At 73.4% G+C, this 15,282-nt stretch carries 12 protein-coding genes; 4 read left to right on the top strand and 8 right to left on the bottom strand.

From position 1 onward, the window contains the following. Window positions 1-15: 15 nt before the first annotated feature. From ACPC54_RS10730 to pdxH, 5 genes are all read right to left on the bottom strand, one after another. On the bottom strand, window positions 16-1,233 hold the full coding sequence (locus tag ACPC54_RS10730; RefSeq protein ID WP_498963473.1) for an FxsB family cyclophane-forming radical SAM/SPASM peptide maturase: 1,218 nt from the start codon (window positions 1,231-1,233) through the stop codon (window positions 16-18). Window positions 1,234-1,287: 54 nt separating this feature from the next. Continuing rightward, window positions 1,288-5,301 (bottom strand): FxSxx-COOH system tetratricopeptide repeat protein, encoded by a 4,014-nt coding sequence (gene fxsT, locus ACPC54_RS10725; protein WP_498963471.1) that lies wholly within the window; start codon window positions 5,299-5,301, stop codon window positions 1,288-1,290. Then, window positions 5,291-6,730 (bottom strand): TIR-like protein FxsC, encoded by a 1,440-nt coding sequence (locus ACPC54_RS10720; RefSeq protein WP_498963469.1) that lies wholly within the window; start codon window positions 6,728-6,730, stop codon window positions 5,291-5,293. Before ACPC54_RS10720 ends, fxsT begins: the two co-directional genes overlap by 11 nt. A 187-nt stretch (window positions 6,731-6,917) precedes the next feature. After that, window positions 6,918-7,109, bottom strand: a complete 192-nt coding sequence (gene fxsA / locus ACPC54_RS10715) for an FxSxx-COOH cyclophane-containing RiPP peptide (RefSeq protein ID WP_045709912.1) — start codon at window positions 7,107-7,109, stop codon at window positions 6,918-6,920. A gap of 199 nt (window positions 7,110-7,308) precedes the next feature. Continuing rightward, the gene (gene pdxH, locus ACPC54_RS10710) at window positions 7,309-7,941 is read right to left on the bottom strand and encodes a pyridoxamine 5'-phosphate oxidase (protein WP_498963832.1); all 633 of its coding nucleotides are present in this window, start codon (window positions 7,939-7,941) and stop codon (window positions 7,309-7,311) included. Between the two features lie 469 nt (window positions 7,942-8,410). Here pdxH and ACPC54_RS10705 point away from each other — a divergent pair, with 469 nt between their 5' ends. Then, on the top strand, window positions 8,411-9,511 hold the full coding sequence (locus ACPC54_RS10705) for a citrate synthase 2 (protein ID WP_498963467.1): 1,101 nt from the start codon (window positions 8,411-8,413) through the stop codon (window positions 9,509-9,511). Between the two features lie 151 nt (window positions 9,512-9,662). Next, window positions 9,663-10,787 carry a phosphoserine transaminase gene (gene serC / locus ACPC54_RS10700; protein ID WP_498963465.1) on the top strand — a complete coding sequence of 375 codons (1,125 nt, stop codon included), beginning with the start codon at window positions 9,663-9,665 and terminating at the stop codon, window positions 10,785-10,787. A gap of 304 nt (window positions 10,788-11,091) precedes the next feature. On the opposite strand, the gene thpR is transcribed toward serC, so the two are convergent. After that, window positions 11,092-11,679, bottom strand: coding sequence for an RNA 2',3'-cyclic phosphodiesterase (thpR, locus tag ACPC54_RS10695; protein ID WP_498963463.1), 588 nt, complete (start codon window positions 11,677-11,679; stop codon window positions 11,092-11,094). Window positions 11,680-11,738: 59 nt separating this feature from the next. Between thpR and ACPC54_RS10690 the strand changes: the two genes are divergently transcribed. After that, a complete protein-coding gene (locus ACPC54_RS10690) occupies window positions 11,739-12,257 on the top strand; it encodes a GNAT family N-acetyltransferase (protein ID WP_498963461.1) in 519 nt (172 codons plus the stop codon). Window positions 12,258-12,353: 96 nt separating this feature from the next. Here the strand turns inward: ACPC54_RS10690 and ACPC54_RS10685 are convergent, their stop codons facing one another. Both ACPC54_RS10685 and ACPC54_RS10680 read right to left on the bottom strand, forming a co-directional pair. After that, on the bottom strand, window positions 12,354-13,643 hold the full coding sequence (locus ACPC54_RS10685; RefSeq protein WP_498963459.1) for an MFS transporter: 1,290 nt from the start codon (window positions 13,641-13,643) through the stop codon (window positions 12,354-12,356). Window positions 13,644-14,079: 436 nt separating this feature from the next. After that, a complete protein-coding gene (locus ACPC54_RS10680) occupies window positions 14,080-14,514 on the bottom strand; it encodes a MarR family winged helix-turn-helix transcriptional regulator (RefSeq protein WP_498963457.1) in 435 nt (144 codons plus the stop codon). Between the two features lie 121 nt (window positions 14,515-14,635). Here ACPC54_RS10680 and ACPC54_RS10675 point away from each other — a divergent pair, with 121 nt between their 5' ends. After that, window positions 14,636-15,037 (top strand): VOC family protein, encoded by a 402-nt coding sequence (locus ACPC54_RS10675; RefSeq protein ID WP_498963455.1) that lies wholly within the window; start codon window positions 14,636-14,638, stop codon window positions 15,035-15,037. The last annotated feature ends 245 nt before the right edge of the window (window positions 15,038-15,282 follow it).

Raw genomic sequence — 15,282 nt, 5'->3', positions numbered from 1 at the left:
ATCCGTGATGTTCCGTCAGATGCGGGCGTCCCGGTGCCGAACCGCGCCCTGGGCCCGCGCCCGCGCCACCCGCGCCACTCCCGCCCGCAGTCGCCCGGCGATGTGCCGGATCAGCCGGTCGAGGTCCGCGCAGTACACGGACGGGTGCCCGAACCCGCCGCCGGCGCCGCCGCCCGCGTACCGGTGCGCGTAGAGCCCGCCGCCGCACACCCGGACCAGCGGGCAGGCGCCGCACACCGGCGCGAGTCCGGCGAGCCCGTGCTGCCGGGCCCGGAAGGCCGGGTGCGCGGCGGCGGCGTCGAAGCCGTGCCGCCAGATGTCCAGGCCGGTCCCCGCAGCCCCTTCGTAGGCGACCTTCAGGAAGTCGACCTGCTCGATCGTGCCGTCCGCCTCGACGACGACCAGGTCGACGGGGGCGAGCCCGACCGCCTCGCTCGCGGCCCGCCCGCCGAGCAGCAGCACGGACAGCTCTTCGAACAGTCGCACCCCGGTCTCCCGGCGCGGCGCGTCGTACCAGCGGTCGAAGGCGGCGATCAGCCATTCCCCGTACGGCGCGGCCTCGCCGGCCCGGCCGGGCGGCGGCACGGTGGGCGGTGCCGTCCGGTGGACGCCGGGCGGCGGGGCGGCCCAGGTGGCGTGCGGCAGCAGCAGGTCGACCCGGGGCGGGGCGAAGTCCACCAGCGCCTGGTAGGTGGCCACCGGGTCCGCGGCGAGGTCGACGACGCAGAGCAGCCCGGCGAACAGGTCCCGGTGCCGCTCGGAGCCGAGCAGTCGCACCGCCTCGGCCGTCCGGGCCCAGCTGCCGGCGCCGGAGGGCAGCAGCCGGTGCCGGTCGTGGTCGGCGGGGGTGCCGTCGATCGACACGCCCACGGCGACGCGGTACCGGTGCAGGACGTCGAGCAGCGCCGGTTCGTCGAGCAGCCGCAGCCCGTTGGTCTGCAGGCTGAACCGGACCCGGGGGCCGGCGCCGGCCAACTCCCCCAGCAGTGCGTCGAGATGGGCGGCGCCGACGAGCAGCGGTTCGCCGCCGTGGAGCACCACGGTCACCTCGTCGAGCCCGTGCCCGGCGGCGTGTTCGGCGATCCTGCGGGCGGTGCGGCGGACGGTCGGCAGCTCCATCCGGCGTGGCCGCCGCCGCCAGCTCTGGTCGGCGGCCTGGTACACGTAGCAGTAGTCGCAGGCCAGGTTGCAGCGACTGTGGATCTTCAGCAGGAACTGCCGGAACGGCACCATGCGCGCGAGCCTAGTGCCGCCCGGGAGTCCCGGCTGACCATCCGTCATCACGCGTCACACGTGCGGCGGCTCCACGTCCGAGTCGAGCCTGGTCCCGGCCTTGACGGCCTTGGTGGTCGGGTGGTCCTCGCCGAGCGTCAGCTGGGCCCGCCGGATGCAGTCGCCGCGCAGGACGGCGGCCCGCTCGGCCTGCCCGACCGACGCGAGGGAGAGCGACAGGTTGGAGTTGATGCCGATGGAGTCGTAGTGGTCCCGGCCGAGCGCCTCCACCATCAGCGGCGCGGCCTCCAGTTCGAGGGCCAGCGCGGCCTCCGCCTCCCCGCTCACGGCGAGGTCGTTGGCGTGGTTCATCATCGCGATCGGGATGTACAGGTGGTGCGCGCCGAGGACGCGGCGGAACTGCGCCAGGGTGCGGCCGGACAGCTCCCGGGCCTCGTCGAGGCGCCCGACCAGCCGCAGGTAGACGGAGAGGTTGTTGGCGCCCGCCAGCGTGACCGGGTGGTCCTCGCCGAGGTAGTCGCGGTAGCGGGCGAGGGCGCGTTCGGCGAGCGGGATGGCCCGCTCGGTCTGGCCGAGCGCGTTGAAGTCGCTGGCCAGGTTGGTGGCGGCGGCCAGGGTGTCCGGGTGCTCGGGGCCGTTGATGTCCAGGTAGCGCTGGTAGATGTCCTCGTCGATCTCCACGGCCTCGTTGTAGCGGCCGTCCCGGCGCAGGGCGACGGCGAGGTTCTTGCGGGCGCGCAGGGTGTCGGTGTGGTTGTCGCCGATGGTCTGCTGGTAGGTCCGGACGGTCTCCTCCAGCAGGTCCAGGGCCTCCCGCAGCCGGCCGGTCTCGCGCAGGTCGCGGGCGTAGTTGGAGGCGGAGGACAGTGCGTAGAGGCTCTGCGCGCCGAGCGCCTCGCGCTGCTGCAGGTAGTTGCTGCGGTGGCGTTCCAGGGCGGCCCGCCGGTCGCCGGCCAGGTAGTCCGAGACGGCGAGGTTGTTGGTGATCATCAGGGTGCGCGGGTGGTCCGGGCCGAGGGTGCGCCGGGCGGCGTCCAGGGTCCGGCGGTCGAGCGTGCGGGCCTCGTCGTAGCGGCCGAGGAAGCGCAGGTCGGCGCCGAGGCTGTTGGCGACGGCGAGGGTGTGCGAATGCTCGGGGCCGAGGGTGGCGGTGAAGCGCTCCAGGATGTCCCGGTCCATCTCGTACGCCTCCTGGAGGGCGCCCTGGGAGCGGCGGATGTTGCTGAGCTGGGTACGCAGCATCAGGGTCTGGGCGTCGTTGTCGACGTCGAAGTCCGGCCCGCCGTAGCCTTCCTGGCGCCAGTGCCGCAGGGTGCGCTCGGCGAGCTCCCGGCCGGCTTCGTGCAGGCTGCGCTTCCACTGGTAGCGGACCGAGTCGATGATCCACTGCCGGACGTCCTCGTCGGCGCTGTCGACGGCGCCGGACGGCCAGAGGTGGGGCAGCAGTTCGGCGTAGTCCGCCCAGTCGGCCGGCACGTCGGGGTCGCCGGGGTTGGCGGCGGCCAGCGCGGCGTGCACGACCTCGCGCAGCTCGGCCCGCCGCTCCTCGCCGACCTGGTCGCGCAGGACGGCCTGGACGAGCCGGTGGACGGTGATGGTCTCGCTGCCCTGGTCGGTGCGGGCGAGCCCGAACCGGCTGATGGCGCGCAGGAACTCGCCGATCGCCAGCTTGTCCCGGGGCGCGCGCGGGGGCAGCTGCAGGGCGCGGACGACGGCCCGGCTGTACAGCAGCCGCATCGGGATGGCGTCCGGGCCGAGGAAGGCGCAGATCTCCAGGATCTGGGCGGCCGGGGCGTTCATCCGGCGCAGTTCCTCGACCGAGATGCGCAGGGTCGCGGCGGCGGAGTGCGGGTAGTCGGCGGCGGGCATCGCGGTGCGGTCGAGCATCTCGGTGAGGGCGCGGTCGAGTTCGCCGAGGTAGTCGGCGATCCGCATCGGCGTCTCCTGGAGCCAGACGGCGGCCTGGCCCACGGCCAGCGGCAGGTCGCCGAGCCGCTTGGCGATCTCCTCGGCATCGTCCTGGCTGAGGCCGGTGTTGAACCGGCGCAGCAGCCGCACGCTCTCCTCGCGCAGGAAGACCTCCACCTCGACCAGCCCGGCGTGCTTGGACCAGCCCTGGTTGCGGGAGGTGATCAGCACGTGGCCGCCGGCCGCGCCGGCCGGCAGCCAGGGGGCCAGCTCCTCGGGGGTGCTGGCGTTGTCGAAGACCAGCAGCCAGCGGCCGTACGGCTGGCCGCGGCGCAGCGCGTCGAGCACCGCGGCGGCGGTGTGGGCGACGTCGTCGCTGCCCGGCACGCCGAGCCGCGGGGCGAGCTTGGCGAGTTCGGCGGGGATGTTGGCCGGGTCCTCGGCGGGCACCCACCAGACCACGTCGTACGCGGACTTGAACCGGTGCGCGTACTCGCCGGCGATCTCCGACTTGCCGGCGCCGCCGAGGCCGTACAGCACCTGGCTGCGGACGGCGGCCGGGCCGCCGGTGAAGCGGTTGCGGAGCAGTTCGAGCAGTCTGCCGCGGCCGATGAAGGAGGCGTTGCGCGAGCGCACGTCCAGCACCTGCGGGGCGGTGCCGGGGAAGCGCGCGGGGGCGGCGAACTCGCCGCTGTCTCCGTCCGACTGCCGGTTGATGCCGGGCGCGTGGCCGAACTCGTGGTACAGCTGCGCCTCGGCGTGCACGGCGGAGGAGCGCACCAGATCGGGCACCACGTGGCCGGCGAACGGCCGGGGCGTCGGCTCGTCCGAGTCCTGCAGCCGCAGGGCGACCGACATCGGTGCGCCGGAGGGCAGTTCGCCGCCCTGCAGGAGCTGCCAGACCTCGGCGGCGCGGGGCAGCGCGGTGTACTCGGGGGAGAGCAGGGCGAGCACCCGGCCCTGCCCTTCGAGCGGCCCGGCGACCTCCGGCGGCCGGGTGCCGGTGTACGGGTCGGCGGCGTTGTGCAGCGAGGTCTGGTAGCCGAACCGGGTGAGGGTGCCGGCCGCCCACTCGGCCCACATCCGGTTCTCCGGCGCGTAGCTGACGAACACCTGCCGGGGCACGGCCCGGGCGGAGCGCAGGTAGGCGGCGTAGAGCCGGCGGCGGGTCTCGGAGCCGAGCGGACGCAGCGTGCGCACCCGCCCGTCGGTGATCCAACCGGCCAGTCGTTCGAAGGCGTTGAGCAGGCTGCGGGCCTCCTGCGGCCGGTCGGCGACGGTGGCGGGCACCTCCTCGTAGGCGTAGAACGGCTTGTACGGCACCTCGACGTCGGCCCAGTAGCCCGCCCGGCGGTCGCCGGGCAGCCAGCGGCCGAGGTAGGGGGCGAAGGCCTCGCGGGCGAAGTCGCGGCCGGCCTCCAGGCGTTCCTGCTCGGCGTCCTCGACCCGCATCGGTACCGGCAGGACCCGGATCGCCCGTTCCTCGGCCTCGGCGATGGCGCGGGCGGCGTCGACGCCGCCGCGGATGTTCTGGGCGCTGAAGGTGAAGCAGTCGACGACGGTGTCGGGCATCAGCACGGTGCAGATGCCCGAGGTGTCGCTGACCCCGGTGCGGCTGTCGATGAGCACGAAGTCGTAGTTCCGGGCCCAGCGTTCGCGCAGCTCGCGCAGGAACTCGCCGCCCCGGATGTCCCGGCCGTGGTAGAAGCTGCGCCAGTTGAAGCTGGTGACGGCGGCACCGTAGGCGCCGTTCTGGCGGCCGGCGGGCAGGAAGTCGAGCCGGCCGCCGGGCGGCAGGTCGAGGGCGAGGCCGCAGATGTAGCCGTCCAGCCGGCCGGGCTCGTCGAGCCATTCGGCGGGGCCGAGGCCGGTGGGGCCGGCGGCGGTGGGCAGCGCCTGCTTGACGTAGGAGCGCAGCAGGTCGATCAGGCCGTCCGTGGAGTGGAGTTCGGGGTCGACGAGCAGCGGGTGGTAGTAGCGGTGCAGGCCGGGTGCCTCCAGGTCCCAGTCGACCACCAGGACGCGCAGGCCCCGGCTGGCGAGGATCCAGCCGACGTTGGCGAGGGCCATGGTCCGCCCGGTGCCGCCCTTGAAGGAGTAGAACGTGACGACCGAACCCGGTCCGCCGCGCTCGGGCCGTGTGTCGGGCTCAGTGGTCATCGTTGTCGTCTCCGTTCGAGGGGGCGTTGCGGTCCTGGTCGGCCCGGCGCTGCCCGGGGAGGTCGTACGGCGGGTCCAGGGCGAGCCGCCCCGGCGGACCGGGTCGCGGGCCGGGCGGGGCGGCGGCGGGTCTGGGCGGGATGGCCAGGCCGGGCATCTGCGGGGCCGTGCCGGGACCGACCCCGAAGACGGCGCCGCCTTCGCCCCAGTCGAAGTTGTCGTCCATCAGCTTGTTCTGGGCGACCGTCACCACGATGTCGAGGTCCCGGTCGAAGCTGTCCCGCTTGACCTTGACCCGGAACAGCGGGTCGGGGTCGAAGCGGCGCAGCCAGTTGCGGCGGAACACGCCGCGCACGCCGGTCCACAGCGCCTCGCGCGCCGGCCCGTCCGGCGGGTCCTGGTCACCGCTGGGCAGCAGCACACCGGTGACCGGGTGGTTCTGGTCGTCGTACTCGCGCAGGGCGGCCCGGTAGCGCTCGCTGCCGGCCACCCACGGATCCACCAGCAGGACGCTGACCTGGCTGTCCTCGCGGGCCTGGTCGAGCTTCTCGCCGAGGCCCGCGTCGATCTCCTCCAGCGTGGTGGTGTGCCCGGCCGCGGTGATCACCTGCTGGGCGCGTGCCGCCAGCGAGGGCCGGACCGGCGGGTGGTAGGGCGCCCAGTCCCAGGGCCTGGCGCCGTAGTGGGCGCCGCCCTCGGCGGCGGTCTCGGCGGCCCGACCGGCCGCGATGAACAGCCGCACCATGCCGGGGCTGGAGGACGGCTCCGGGGTCGACACGGTCGGCGGCTGGGGCGGCGGGAAGTAGCCGCGCACCGCGCCGAGGTCGAACTCCTGCAGGTCGGCGAGCCGGCGGTCGGCGGCGACCTTGACCCGCCCGGCGACCACCCGGACGATCTTCCGGTAGGCCTCGCCGCCGGGCTCGGTGCGCAGCAGCGCGCGCAGACCGTACCGGGCGTAGGCCTCGCCCATGTCCGGCTGGGCCCACTGGATCTTGGTGACCTCGTCGTGTAGCTCGCCCGGGGCGACGGGCTCCCAGAGCACCGGGATCAGGGCCGCGACGTGTTCGCCGTGCTGTTCGTGGTGGCGCCGGACGCGTCCGCGGAACGCCGTCCACTCCTTGCCGCAGTAGTCGCTGGCGAAGTAGGCGGGCGAGTAGAGCGCGACCATGGCGCGGCAGCGGCCGAGCATCCGGGCGAGTTGCTGGGCCCAGTCGTCGCCGACCCGCAGCCGTTCGGTGTCCCGGTAGGCGAGTTCGTCGGCGCGCGCGGCCGGCTGCATCCGGCCGAGTTCGTCGCGAAGGTCATTGAAGAACTGGTCGACGAAGGCGTCCTCCGCCACGTAGTCCCGGCGCGCGTAGCTGAAGAAGAAGTACGGCCGTTGGTCCGACTGCTCCCCCGCGTCCTGCGCTTGCCGCTGGTCCCGCTCCATCACCCGTTCCCCCCGAACCCGACATGCCGCAACGGCGCTGGTCTCATACCCAGCATGTCGTGAACTCCACCAGATTCACTGGGAAGTTGGCGGATTCGTCCGCCTCGTGGGGTTTAACCGGGAGTCAGGCGCACGCCCGCGCTCGGGAGCGCACCGGGCGCACCGGAGCGCGCCGTGCGGAACGGAGCTAGAGGTCGAGCGCCGACTGGAACGCGGCGAGCGGCTCGGCCCCGGGGGTCAGGGCGTCCGCGACCACTCGGCGCAGCAGGTCGCCGAGGACGGTATCGGGCAGGGCGTCGAGTTCGTCGAGCGACAGGGCGGCGACGTCGACCAGGTCAGAGCCGAGTCCAGCGGCGGTGTCCGCACCGGTGACGCCCATCAGTCCCTCACTCGATCGCGCCGGCGCCGCGGGCTGCCTGCCGGAACGGGCAGCATCCTACACGGCACAGCCCGTCCGTGACGGACCATCAGTTCCGCGCGGCCGCCGCGCCCGGGCCTCGCCAGGCAACGCCAGGCAACGCCAGCGCGCGCCACAGCGCGCCACCCGCCCGGCGGCCGTCCGGCACCCCGCCCGGGCGTCACGGGCAGAGGCGCTCCACCCGCCAGCCGGTCGGGGTGGCCGGGTCGGCGAGATAGCGGAGGCGGTCGTGCAGCCGGTTGGCGCGGCCCTGCCAGAATTCGACGCTCTCCGGGATGACCCGGTAGCCGCCCCAGAACGGCGGGACGGGCACGCCCTCGCCCTCCGGGTAGCGGCGTTCGAGGTCGGCGTAGCGCTGTTCGAGGACCTCGCGGTCGTCGACCGGGCTGGACTGCTCGCTGGCCCAGGCGCCGAGCTGGGAGCCGTGCGGGCGGGTGCGGAAGTAGGCGGCGGTCTCGTCGCGGCCGACCTTCTCGACCCGGCCCTGGACGACGACCTGGCGGGCCAGCGCGATCCACGGGAACAGCAGGGCGGCGTGCGGGTTGGCGGCGAGCTCGGCGCCCTTCTGGGAGCCGTAGTTGGTGTAGAAGACGAAGCCGCGCGGGTCGTAGCTCTTGAGCAGGACGGTACGGGCGCTGGGCCGGCCCTCGGCGTCGGCGGTGGAGAGCACCATGGCGTTGGGCTCGACCACGCCGGAGTCGTCCGCCTCGTGGAACCAGCGGGTGAACTGGGCGATCGGGTCGGGTGCCAGCTGGTCCTCGCCGAGGCCCTCGTGGGTGTAGTGCTTGCGCATCACGGTGAGGTCCGGCCCGGGTCGGGCCTCCTCGGCCGTGGCGGCCGGGGTCCGGGGGGCGGGGCTCAGGGGCGTCGACTGGGCGCGTTCCGGGGTCTGCACGCCCACATCATCCCGTACGACAAGCAACCGACGCCGCTCCAAGCCGCGACCTACGGACGAACCACGGTCGGAGTTAAGGTGACTCGCCACCGCTTGGCCGCCCGTCGTGCGGGGAATTGTCCGGAACCGGGGCGTTCGGTCCCGGGCTCCCCGGGCGTGGTCCGGCCCGGATCCCCGGCCCCCGGCGGCCGTCCGGCGGGTCGGACGGCGAAGTCAAACGGGCCGCCGGGCAACATCACCGCTGTGGTGTATGGCGCAATGCACCCCGTGCCTGTCACTCTGGCACCGAGTGCCAACCACCATTCGGTCACTGGAGCGCCGCCCCACCACGGCGGAGCACCGATCGCAGAACTGAAGGAGCCGTCGCATGTCCGATTTCGTACCCGGGCTTGAGGGAGTCGTCGCGTTCGAGAGCGAGATCGCCGAGCCCGACCGGGAAGGCGGCGCCCTGCGGTACCGCGGTGTCGACATCGACGACCTGGTCGGCAAGGTCTCCTTCGGCCACGTCTGGGGCCTGCTGGTGGACGGCAAGTTCAACCCGGGCCTGCCGGCCGCCGAGCCGTTCCCGATCCCGGTGCACTCGGGAGACATCCGGGTCGACGTGCAGTCCGCGCTCGCCATGCTCGCCCCGGTCTGGGGCCTGAAGCCGCTGCTCGACATCGACGCCGACCAGGCCCGGGACGACCTGGCCCGGGCCGCCGTGATGGCGCTGTCGTACGTCGCCCAGTCGGCCCGCGGCCAGGGCCTGCCGATGGTCCCGCAGAGCGAGATCGACAAGGCCGAGACGGTCGTCGAGCGCTTCATGATCCGCTGGCGCGGCGAGCCGGACCCGAAGCACGTCAAGGCCGTCGACGCCTACTGGACGTCCGCCGCCGAGCACGGCATGAACGCCTCCACCTTCACCGCCCGGGTCATCGCCTCGACCGGCGCCGACGTCGCGGCCGCGCTGTCCGGCGCGGTCGGCGCGATGTCCGGCCCGCTGCACGGCGGCGCCCCGTCCCGCGTGCTCGGCATGATCGAGGAGATCGAGCGCACCGGCGACGCGGCCGCGTGGGTGAAGAACGCGCTGGACAAGGGCGAGCGCCTGATGGGCTTCGGCCACCGCGTGTACCGCGCCGAGGACCCGCGCGCCCGCGTGCTGCGCCGCACCGCCAAGGAGCTGGGCGCGCCGCGCTTCGAGGTCGCCGAGGCGCTGGAGAAGGCGGCCCTGGAGGAGCTGCACAACCGCCGCCCGGACCGCGTGCTGGCCACCAACGTGGAGTTCTGGGCAGCGATCATGCTGGACTTCGCCGAGGTTCCGGCCCACATGTTCACCTCGATGTTCACCTGCGCGCGCACCGCCGGCTGGTCGGCGCACATCCTGGAGCAGAAGCGCACGGGCCGGCTCGTGCGCCCCTCCGCGCGCTACATCGGCCCCGGCCCGCGCCGCCCCGAGGCGATCGAGGGCTGGGACGCCATCGCGCGCTGAGCGCACCCGGCGAACCGTCACCGCACGGCTCTGACCAGCGGGTCCGGCTCCGGCCGGGCCCGCTGTTCGCATGCGGTCGAGCAGTCGAGATCACAGTCTCAGCGGGCGGACGACCGTATCCGGCCAGGCCCCCGGCCGGTAGGCTGCGCGCGTGGCTCAGATCCAGATCCCCGCTGACATCAAGCCCGCAGACGGCCGTTTCGGCTGCGGACCGTCCAAGGTGCGCCCCGAGGCCCTGAGTGCCCTCGCCGCGACCCAGACCTCCCTGCTCGGCACCTCGCACCGCCAGGCCCCGGTCAAGAACCTGGTCAAGCGCGTACGCGAGGGCGTGAGCAGCCTCTTCTCCCTCCCCGAGGGCTACGAGGTGGTCCTGGGCAACGGCGGCTCCACCGCCTTCTGGGACATCGCGGCCTTCGGCCTGGTGCGGGAGAAGTCCCAGCACCTGGACTTCGGCGAGTTCTCGTCGAAGTTCGCCTCCTCGGTGCAGGCCGCCCCGTGGCTGGCCGAGCCGACCGTGATCAAGACCGCCCCGGGCACCCACCCGCTGCCGGTCGCCGAGGCCGGCGTGGACGTCTACGGCCTCACCCACAACGAGACCTCGACCGGCGTCGCGATGCCGATCCGTCGCCCGGCCGGCGCGGACGAGGGCTCGCTGGTCCTGGTGGACGCCACCTCGGGCGCCGGCGGCCTGCCGGTGGACATCGCCGAGACCGACGTCTACTACTTCGCGCCGCAGAAGTCCTTCGCCTCCGAGGGCGGCCTGTGGCTGGCCACCTTCTCCCCGGCCGCCCTGGAGCGCGCCGCCGAGATCGCCGCCTCCGGCCGCTACATCCCGCCGTTCTTCTCGCTGCCGACGGCCATCGACAACTCGTCGAAGGACCAGACGTACAACACCCCGTCGCTCTCGACCCTGTTCCTGCTGGCCGACCAGCTGGAATGGCTGAACGGCAACGGCGGGCTCGACTGGGCCGTCGCCCGTACGGCTGATTCCTCGTCCCGGCTGTACGCCTGGGCCGAGAAGTCCTCCTTCGCGAACCCGTTCGTGGCGAACCCGGCCGAGCGTTCGCAGGTCGTCGGCACGATCGACTTCGACGAGTCGGTGGACGCCGCCGCGGTCGCCAAGGCACTGCGTGCCAACGGCATCGTGGACACCGAGCCGTACCGCAAGCTGGGCCGCAACCAGCTGCGCGTCGCGATGTTCCCGGCGATCGACCCGGCGGACGTCGAGGCGCTCACCCACTGCATCGACTACGTGGTCGAGCAGCTGGGCGCCTGAGCGGCACCCGGACGCGGCCGAGGGCCACCGCCTGCGGGCGGTGGCCCTCGGCCATTCCGGGCTCGGTCGTTCGGGCTCGGTCGTTCGGGCTCGGTCGTCCGGGCTCAGCCGTCCGGGCTCAGCGGTTGACCAGTGAGCTGATCAGCACGACGACCAGCAGCAGCAGCAGGGTGCCGGAGACGATGCGCATACGAGTCTTGGGATCCACGGTCAACGAGCGTACCTCCGGCCCACGGCCGAGCCGACCCGAGGCCCCTGGGCCGGTGCGCCCCGGCCCCGGTCCGCCCCCGGCCCCGGTCGGCCCTCAGCTCCAGTCGGCCAGTGCCCAGGAGCGCAGTGACGCGTAGTGGGCGGAGCCCCCGTCCAGGTCGCTCCTCATCAGGTGCAGCTCGGCGGCCTCCCACTCCGGCCCCCGGTAGTCCGCCAGCGCCGCCGCCAGGGCGTCCAGCTCGGCCGCTGCGAGCCGCTGGACGGCCCGCCGGTGGCCGCGGGCGGAGCCGGCCCGGGCGAGCGTGAGGTGCGGGTGGAAGGCGAAGGAGTCGGTCTCCCCGGTGATGTCGGCGGTGGCCTCGGTGACGGCCTCGGCCAGCCGGCGCAGCGCCCAGGTCTGCCCCTCCACTCCGGCCCAGAGCACCCGGTCACCGAACCGGCCGGAGCCCGCGATCCGCAGCCGGTGCACCTCGTGGACCTCGGCGACGGCGGCCAGGCCCTCCTCCAGCTCCGGCAGCCGCTCGGGCGCCACCTCGCCGAGGAAGGCCAGGGTGAGGTGCCAGCCCTCGACGGTGGTCCAGCGCAGCCGGTCCGCCCCGGGCAGCCCGCGCACCGGCGCGACCGCGTCGGAAAGCCCCTGCAGCGCCCTGACCGGCGGGAGCACCGCCACGAACAGCCTCATGGATCAATCTTCCCGCGTTCGGCCTTTCGGCGTGGAAAGGCCGGCGGCATGATGGGGCCATGAAGATCCGCAACGGGGGGCCCGCGGACGTCCCCGACATCCTGTCCCTGCTCGACGACGCCGTCTCCTGGCTGTCGGCGGGCGAACGCACCGGCCAGTGGGGCGACCAGCCCTTCAGCACCATCCCGGCCCGCGTCGACCAGATCACCTCGTACACCGCCGAGCCCTTCCTGGTCCGCCTCGCCGTGGACGACGACGGCCGCACGATCGGCTGCTGCGTGCTCAACGAGGACCGCGGCAAGTGGATCCCCGCCGTGGACGAGCCCGAGCTCTACCTCCGCCTCCTGGTCACCGACCGCAGCCGCAAGGGCTCGGGCATCGGCGCCGCGCTGGTCGCCGACGCGGTCGAGGAGACCCGCCGGCGCGGCCTCGGCCTGCTGCGGGTGGACTGCTACGCGGGCGACGACGGCAAGCTGGTCGGCCAGTACCGGGCGCTCGGCTTCACCGAGACCGTGGGCTTCGAGGTCGAGCAGCCGTCCGGCATGTGGCCCGGCCAGGTGCTGGAGATCCGCCTCTGATCCGCCTCTGATCCGTCCCCGATCCGGCTCTGATCCGCCGCACGGCGCGCCGTCGGGAAGTCCCGGAGAAGACCTCCGGGACTTCCTGACGGATCATCAGCAAGCTGCGGCCAGCTCCGACTTGCGGGTCGGGCCGGTGCGCGGCACGAAGGCCACCACCCGGCCGCCGCGCCCGGGGTGCAGGTCGAACCGCACCCTCAGGTCGGCACTGCGGGCCAGCACCAGGCCGACCGCGCCGGCCGCCGCCGCGGACACCAGCCCGCAGGCCAGCAGGCCGAGCCGGGGCCCGTACGAGGCGGTGACCCAGCCGACGATCGGGGCGCCGATCGGCGTGCCGCCGGTGAAGACCAGCACCAGCAGGCCCATCACCCGGCCGCGCATCTCGGGGTCGGTGGCGAGCTGCAGCGAGGAGTTGACCGAGGTGTTGAAGCTCAGCCCGAACACCCCGATCAGCATGAGCAGCAGCGCGAAGGTCCAGTAGTCGGGCGCGAAGGCCGCGACCACCTCCAGCGTGCCGAAGCCCAGCGCCGCGCCGACCAGCCGCCGCAGCCGCGGCGCGCCCCGGCGGGCGGCGAGCAGCGCGCCGGCGAGCGAGCCGACCGCCATCGCGGTGTTCAGCAGGCCGTACTGCCCGGCGCCGACCTTGAAGGTGTCGTACGCGAAGCCGGACAGCAGGGTCGGGAAGTTGAACCCGAAGGTGCCGATGAACCCGGCGAGCACCATCGGCCAGACCAGCTCGGGCCGCTCCTTCACGTACCGGAGCCCTTCCCGCAGCTGCCCCTTCTCCCGGGCGATCGGCTCGGTCGGGCGCAGTTCGCTCTCGCGCATGGCGAGCAGTCCGCCGATCACGGCGGCGAAGGACAGCGCGTTGACGGCGAAGGCCCAGCCGCTGCCGACCGCGGCGATCAGCAGGCCCGCGACGGCGGGGCCGACCAGGCGGGCGGTCTGGAAGTTGGCGGCGTTCAGGCTGACGGCGTTGGCGAGGTCCTTGGGCCCGACCATCTCGGCGACGAAGGCCTGCCGGGCCGGGTTGTCGACCACGGTGACCAGGCCGAGCAGCAGCGCGAAGGCGTACACGTAGTACGGCGTCACGAGGCCGCCGATGGTCAGCACGGCGAGGCCGGCGGCGAGCAGGCCCATCGCCCCCTGGGTGTACACCAGCAGTCGGCGCTTGGGCATCCGGTCGGCGAGCACGCCGCCGAACAGGCCGAGCAGCAGCATCGGCAGGAACTGCATGGCGGTGGTGATGCCGACCGCGAGCGGGCTGCCGGTGAGGCTGAGCACCAGCCAGTCCTGGGCGATCCGCTGCATCCAGGTGCCGGTGTTGGACACCACCTGGCCGGCGAAGTAGTAGCGGTAGTTGCGAACGCGAAGGGAGGAGAACATCCCCCCGGGCCTCGTGAATCGGGCACCTGTGGGAGATGGGAGGGGCCGAGCGATGGGGGTCCCCCCGGCCGAAGGCTGGGGGATCGTCGCCGAAAAGGTGGTGGCGGGCGACGGGCTGGACGCGCGGGTGCGGCCCTGAGCGGCGGAGTCCGCCGCGGTGCGTTCGTCGGGGTCGTCGTCGCCGCTGCCGGGCAGTCCGCTGGGGGCGGGGGCCTGGGCGTCGGCGGCCGCGGGGCTGTCCGCGGCGGGGTCGGTGGTCGGGTCGTCGAGTCGGGTGCGGTTGGCGGCGGCGCTGGCTGCGGCCGGCGGTGTCACGGTGGTCTCCCCTCGCGGCGTGACGACCCTGGCGGGGGTCGTCACGCTCCTGGTTTCGGTGGTCGGTCCTGCGGTGATGCGGGCTCCTTCTTCTCCCGGCGGCGAGCCGGGGTCGGTATGCCTAGAGGTGTGCGAGCTTGTAGAGCACGGGCGCGGCCTCGCGGACGACGGCCCATTCCTCCTCGTCGAGCCCTTGGGCGAGCTCGGCGAGCCAGACGTTTCGGCGCCGGCGGCTCTCCGCGAGGATCGCCTCGGCCTGCTCGGTGCTGCTGACGACCACCTGGCGGCGGTCCTCGGGGTGCGGCTCGCGCCGCACCAGCCCCTTCTCCTCCAGCATCGCGACGATCCTGGTCATCGAGGGAGGCTGCACGTGCTCCTTCCGGGCGAGCTCACCCGGTGTGGCCTTCCCGCACCGGGCGAGGGTGCCGAGCACCCCCATCTCGGTGGGGCTCAACGACTCCTCCACCCGCTGGTGTTTGAGTCGTCGGGACAAGCGCATCGTGGACGACCGCAGCTGATTGATCGCTGCGAGGTCCTGCTCGGACATCTCGGGCATCTCTTTAGACTACGTCATTACTCTCGCTAAATAAAACCGGGTTCCCGCCGCGCCGCCACCGTGCCCCGGTGCCATATTGGTGATGGGCCACCGGCCCCACTCCCAGAAGGGCCCACCAGCCATGTCCGACCTCGCCGAACAGCCCGCCCTCGACGGCGCCGGCTTCGCCCGTCTCGCCATGGTCACCATCGACTGCGCCGACCCGGTCGCGCTGGCGGCGTTCTACGGCGACCTGCTGGGCTGGGAGACCCGGCACGCGGACGAGCACTTCGCGATCCTGGACAACCCGGAGGGCGGCAGCCCGCTCGCCTTCGGCCGGGTCACCGGCTACCGGCCGGAGCCCTGGACGGAACCGGACGGCGGCAAGCACTTCCACCTCGACTTCTACGTCGACGACCTGGACGAGGCCACCACCAGGGCCCTCGCGCTCGGCGCGACCGAGCCGACCTACCAGCACGGGCGCACCCTCAAGGTGCTGATCGACCCGGCCGGCCACCCGTTCGGGCTAGCGCCGCTGTCGTAGCGCAGCCGCCCGTCGCACTGCCGCTGTCGTCGCGGCACCTCCGCCGCCGCCGCTCCACTCCACTCCGTAGCCGCCGCGACACGCAGACGCAACGACCGGCGTCGAAATTTCTGTAGCGGACTGTGCGCAGACGGTGTCAGGGATTGGCGCCAAGATCATACAGGTTCGGTAAAGGCCCACGCTGACCAGGGAGTTCACCAAAAGCTCGAACATTGTGCCGCCGCCGGGCAGTGGCTACTGTCCCG

Source organism: Kitasatospora sp. NPDC094028 (assembly GCF_049543595.1).
In the GTDB taxonomy this organism is placed as follows: domain Bacteria; phylum Actinomycetota; class Actinomycetes; order Streptomycetales; family Streptomycetaceae; genus Kitasatospora.
The sequence above is the reverse complement of the archived record's forward strand: the minus strand, read 5'-3'. Positions and strand labels throughout refer to the sequence as shown.

Excerpts from the sequence above, each read along its gene's own strand:
- ACPC54_RS10685 (WP_498963459.1), bottom strand. The coding sequence starts at position 13,643 with ATGTTCTCCTCCCTTCGCGTTCGCAACTACCGCTACTACTTCGCCGGC.
- fxsA (WP_045709912.1), bottom strand. The coding sequence starts at position 7,109 with ATGGGCGTCACCGGTGCGGACACCGCCGCTGGACTCGGCTCTGACCTG.
- ACPC54_RS10675 (WP_498963455.1), top strand. The coding sequence starts at position 14,636 with ATGTCCGACCTCGCCGAACAGCCCGCCCTCGACGGCGCCGGCTTCGCC.
- ACPC54_RS10720 (WP_498963469.1), bottom strand. The coding sequence starts at position 6,730 with ATGGAGCGGGACCAGCGGCAAGCGCAGGACGCGGGGGAGCAGTCGGAC.
- thpR (WP_498963463.1), bottom strand. The coding sequence starts at position 11,679 with ATGAGGCTGTTCGTGGCGGTGCTCCCGCCGGTCAGGGCGCTGCAGGGG.
- ACPC54_RS10705 (WP_498963467.1), top strand. The coding sequence starts at position 8,411 with ATGTCCGATTTCGTACCCGGGCTTGAGGGAGTCGTCGCGTTCGAGAGC.
- ACPC54_RS10690 (WP_498963461.1), top strand. The coding sequence starts at position 11,739 with ATGAAGATCCGCAACGGGGGGCCCGCGGACGTCCCCGACATCCTGTCC.
- ACPC54_RS10730 (WP_498963473.1), bottom strand. The coding sequence starts at position 1,233 with ATGGTGCCGTTCCGGCAGTTCCTGCTGAAGATCCACAGTCGCTGCAAC.
- ACPC54_RS10680 (WP_498963457.1), bottom strand. The coding sequence starts at position 14,514 with ATGCCCGAGATGTCCGAGCAGGACCTCGCAGCGATCAATCAGCTGCGG.
- pdxH (WP_498963832.1), bottom strand. The coding sequence starts at position 7,941 with ATGCGCAAGCACTACACCCACGAGGGCCTCGGCGAGGACCAGCTGGCA.
- fxsT (WP_498963471.1), bottom strand. The coding sequence starts at position 5,301 with ATGACCACTGAGCCCGACACACGGCCCGAGCGCGGCGGACCGGGTTCG.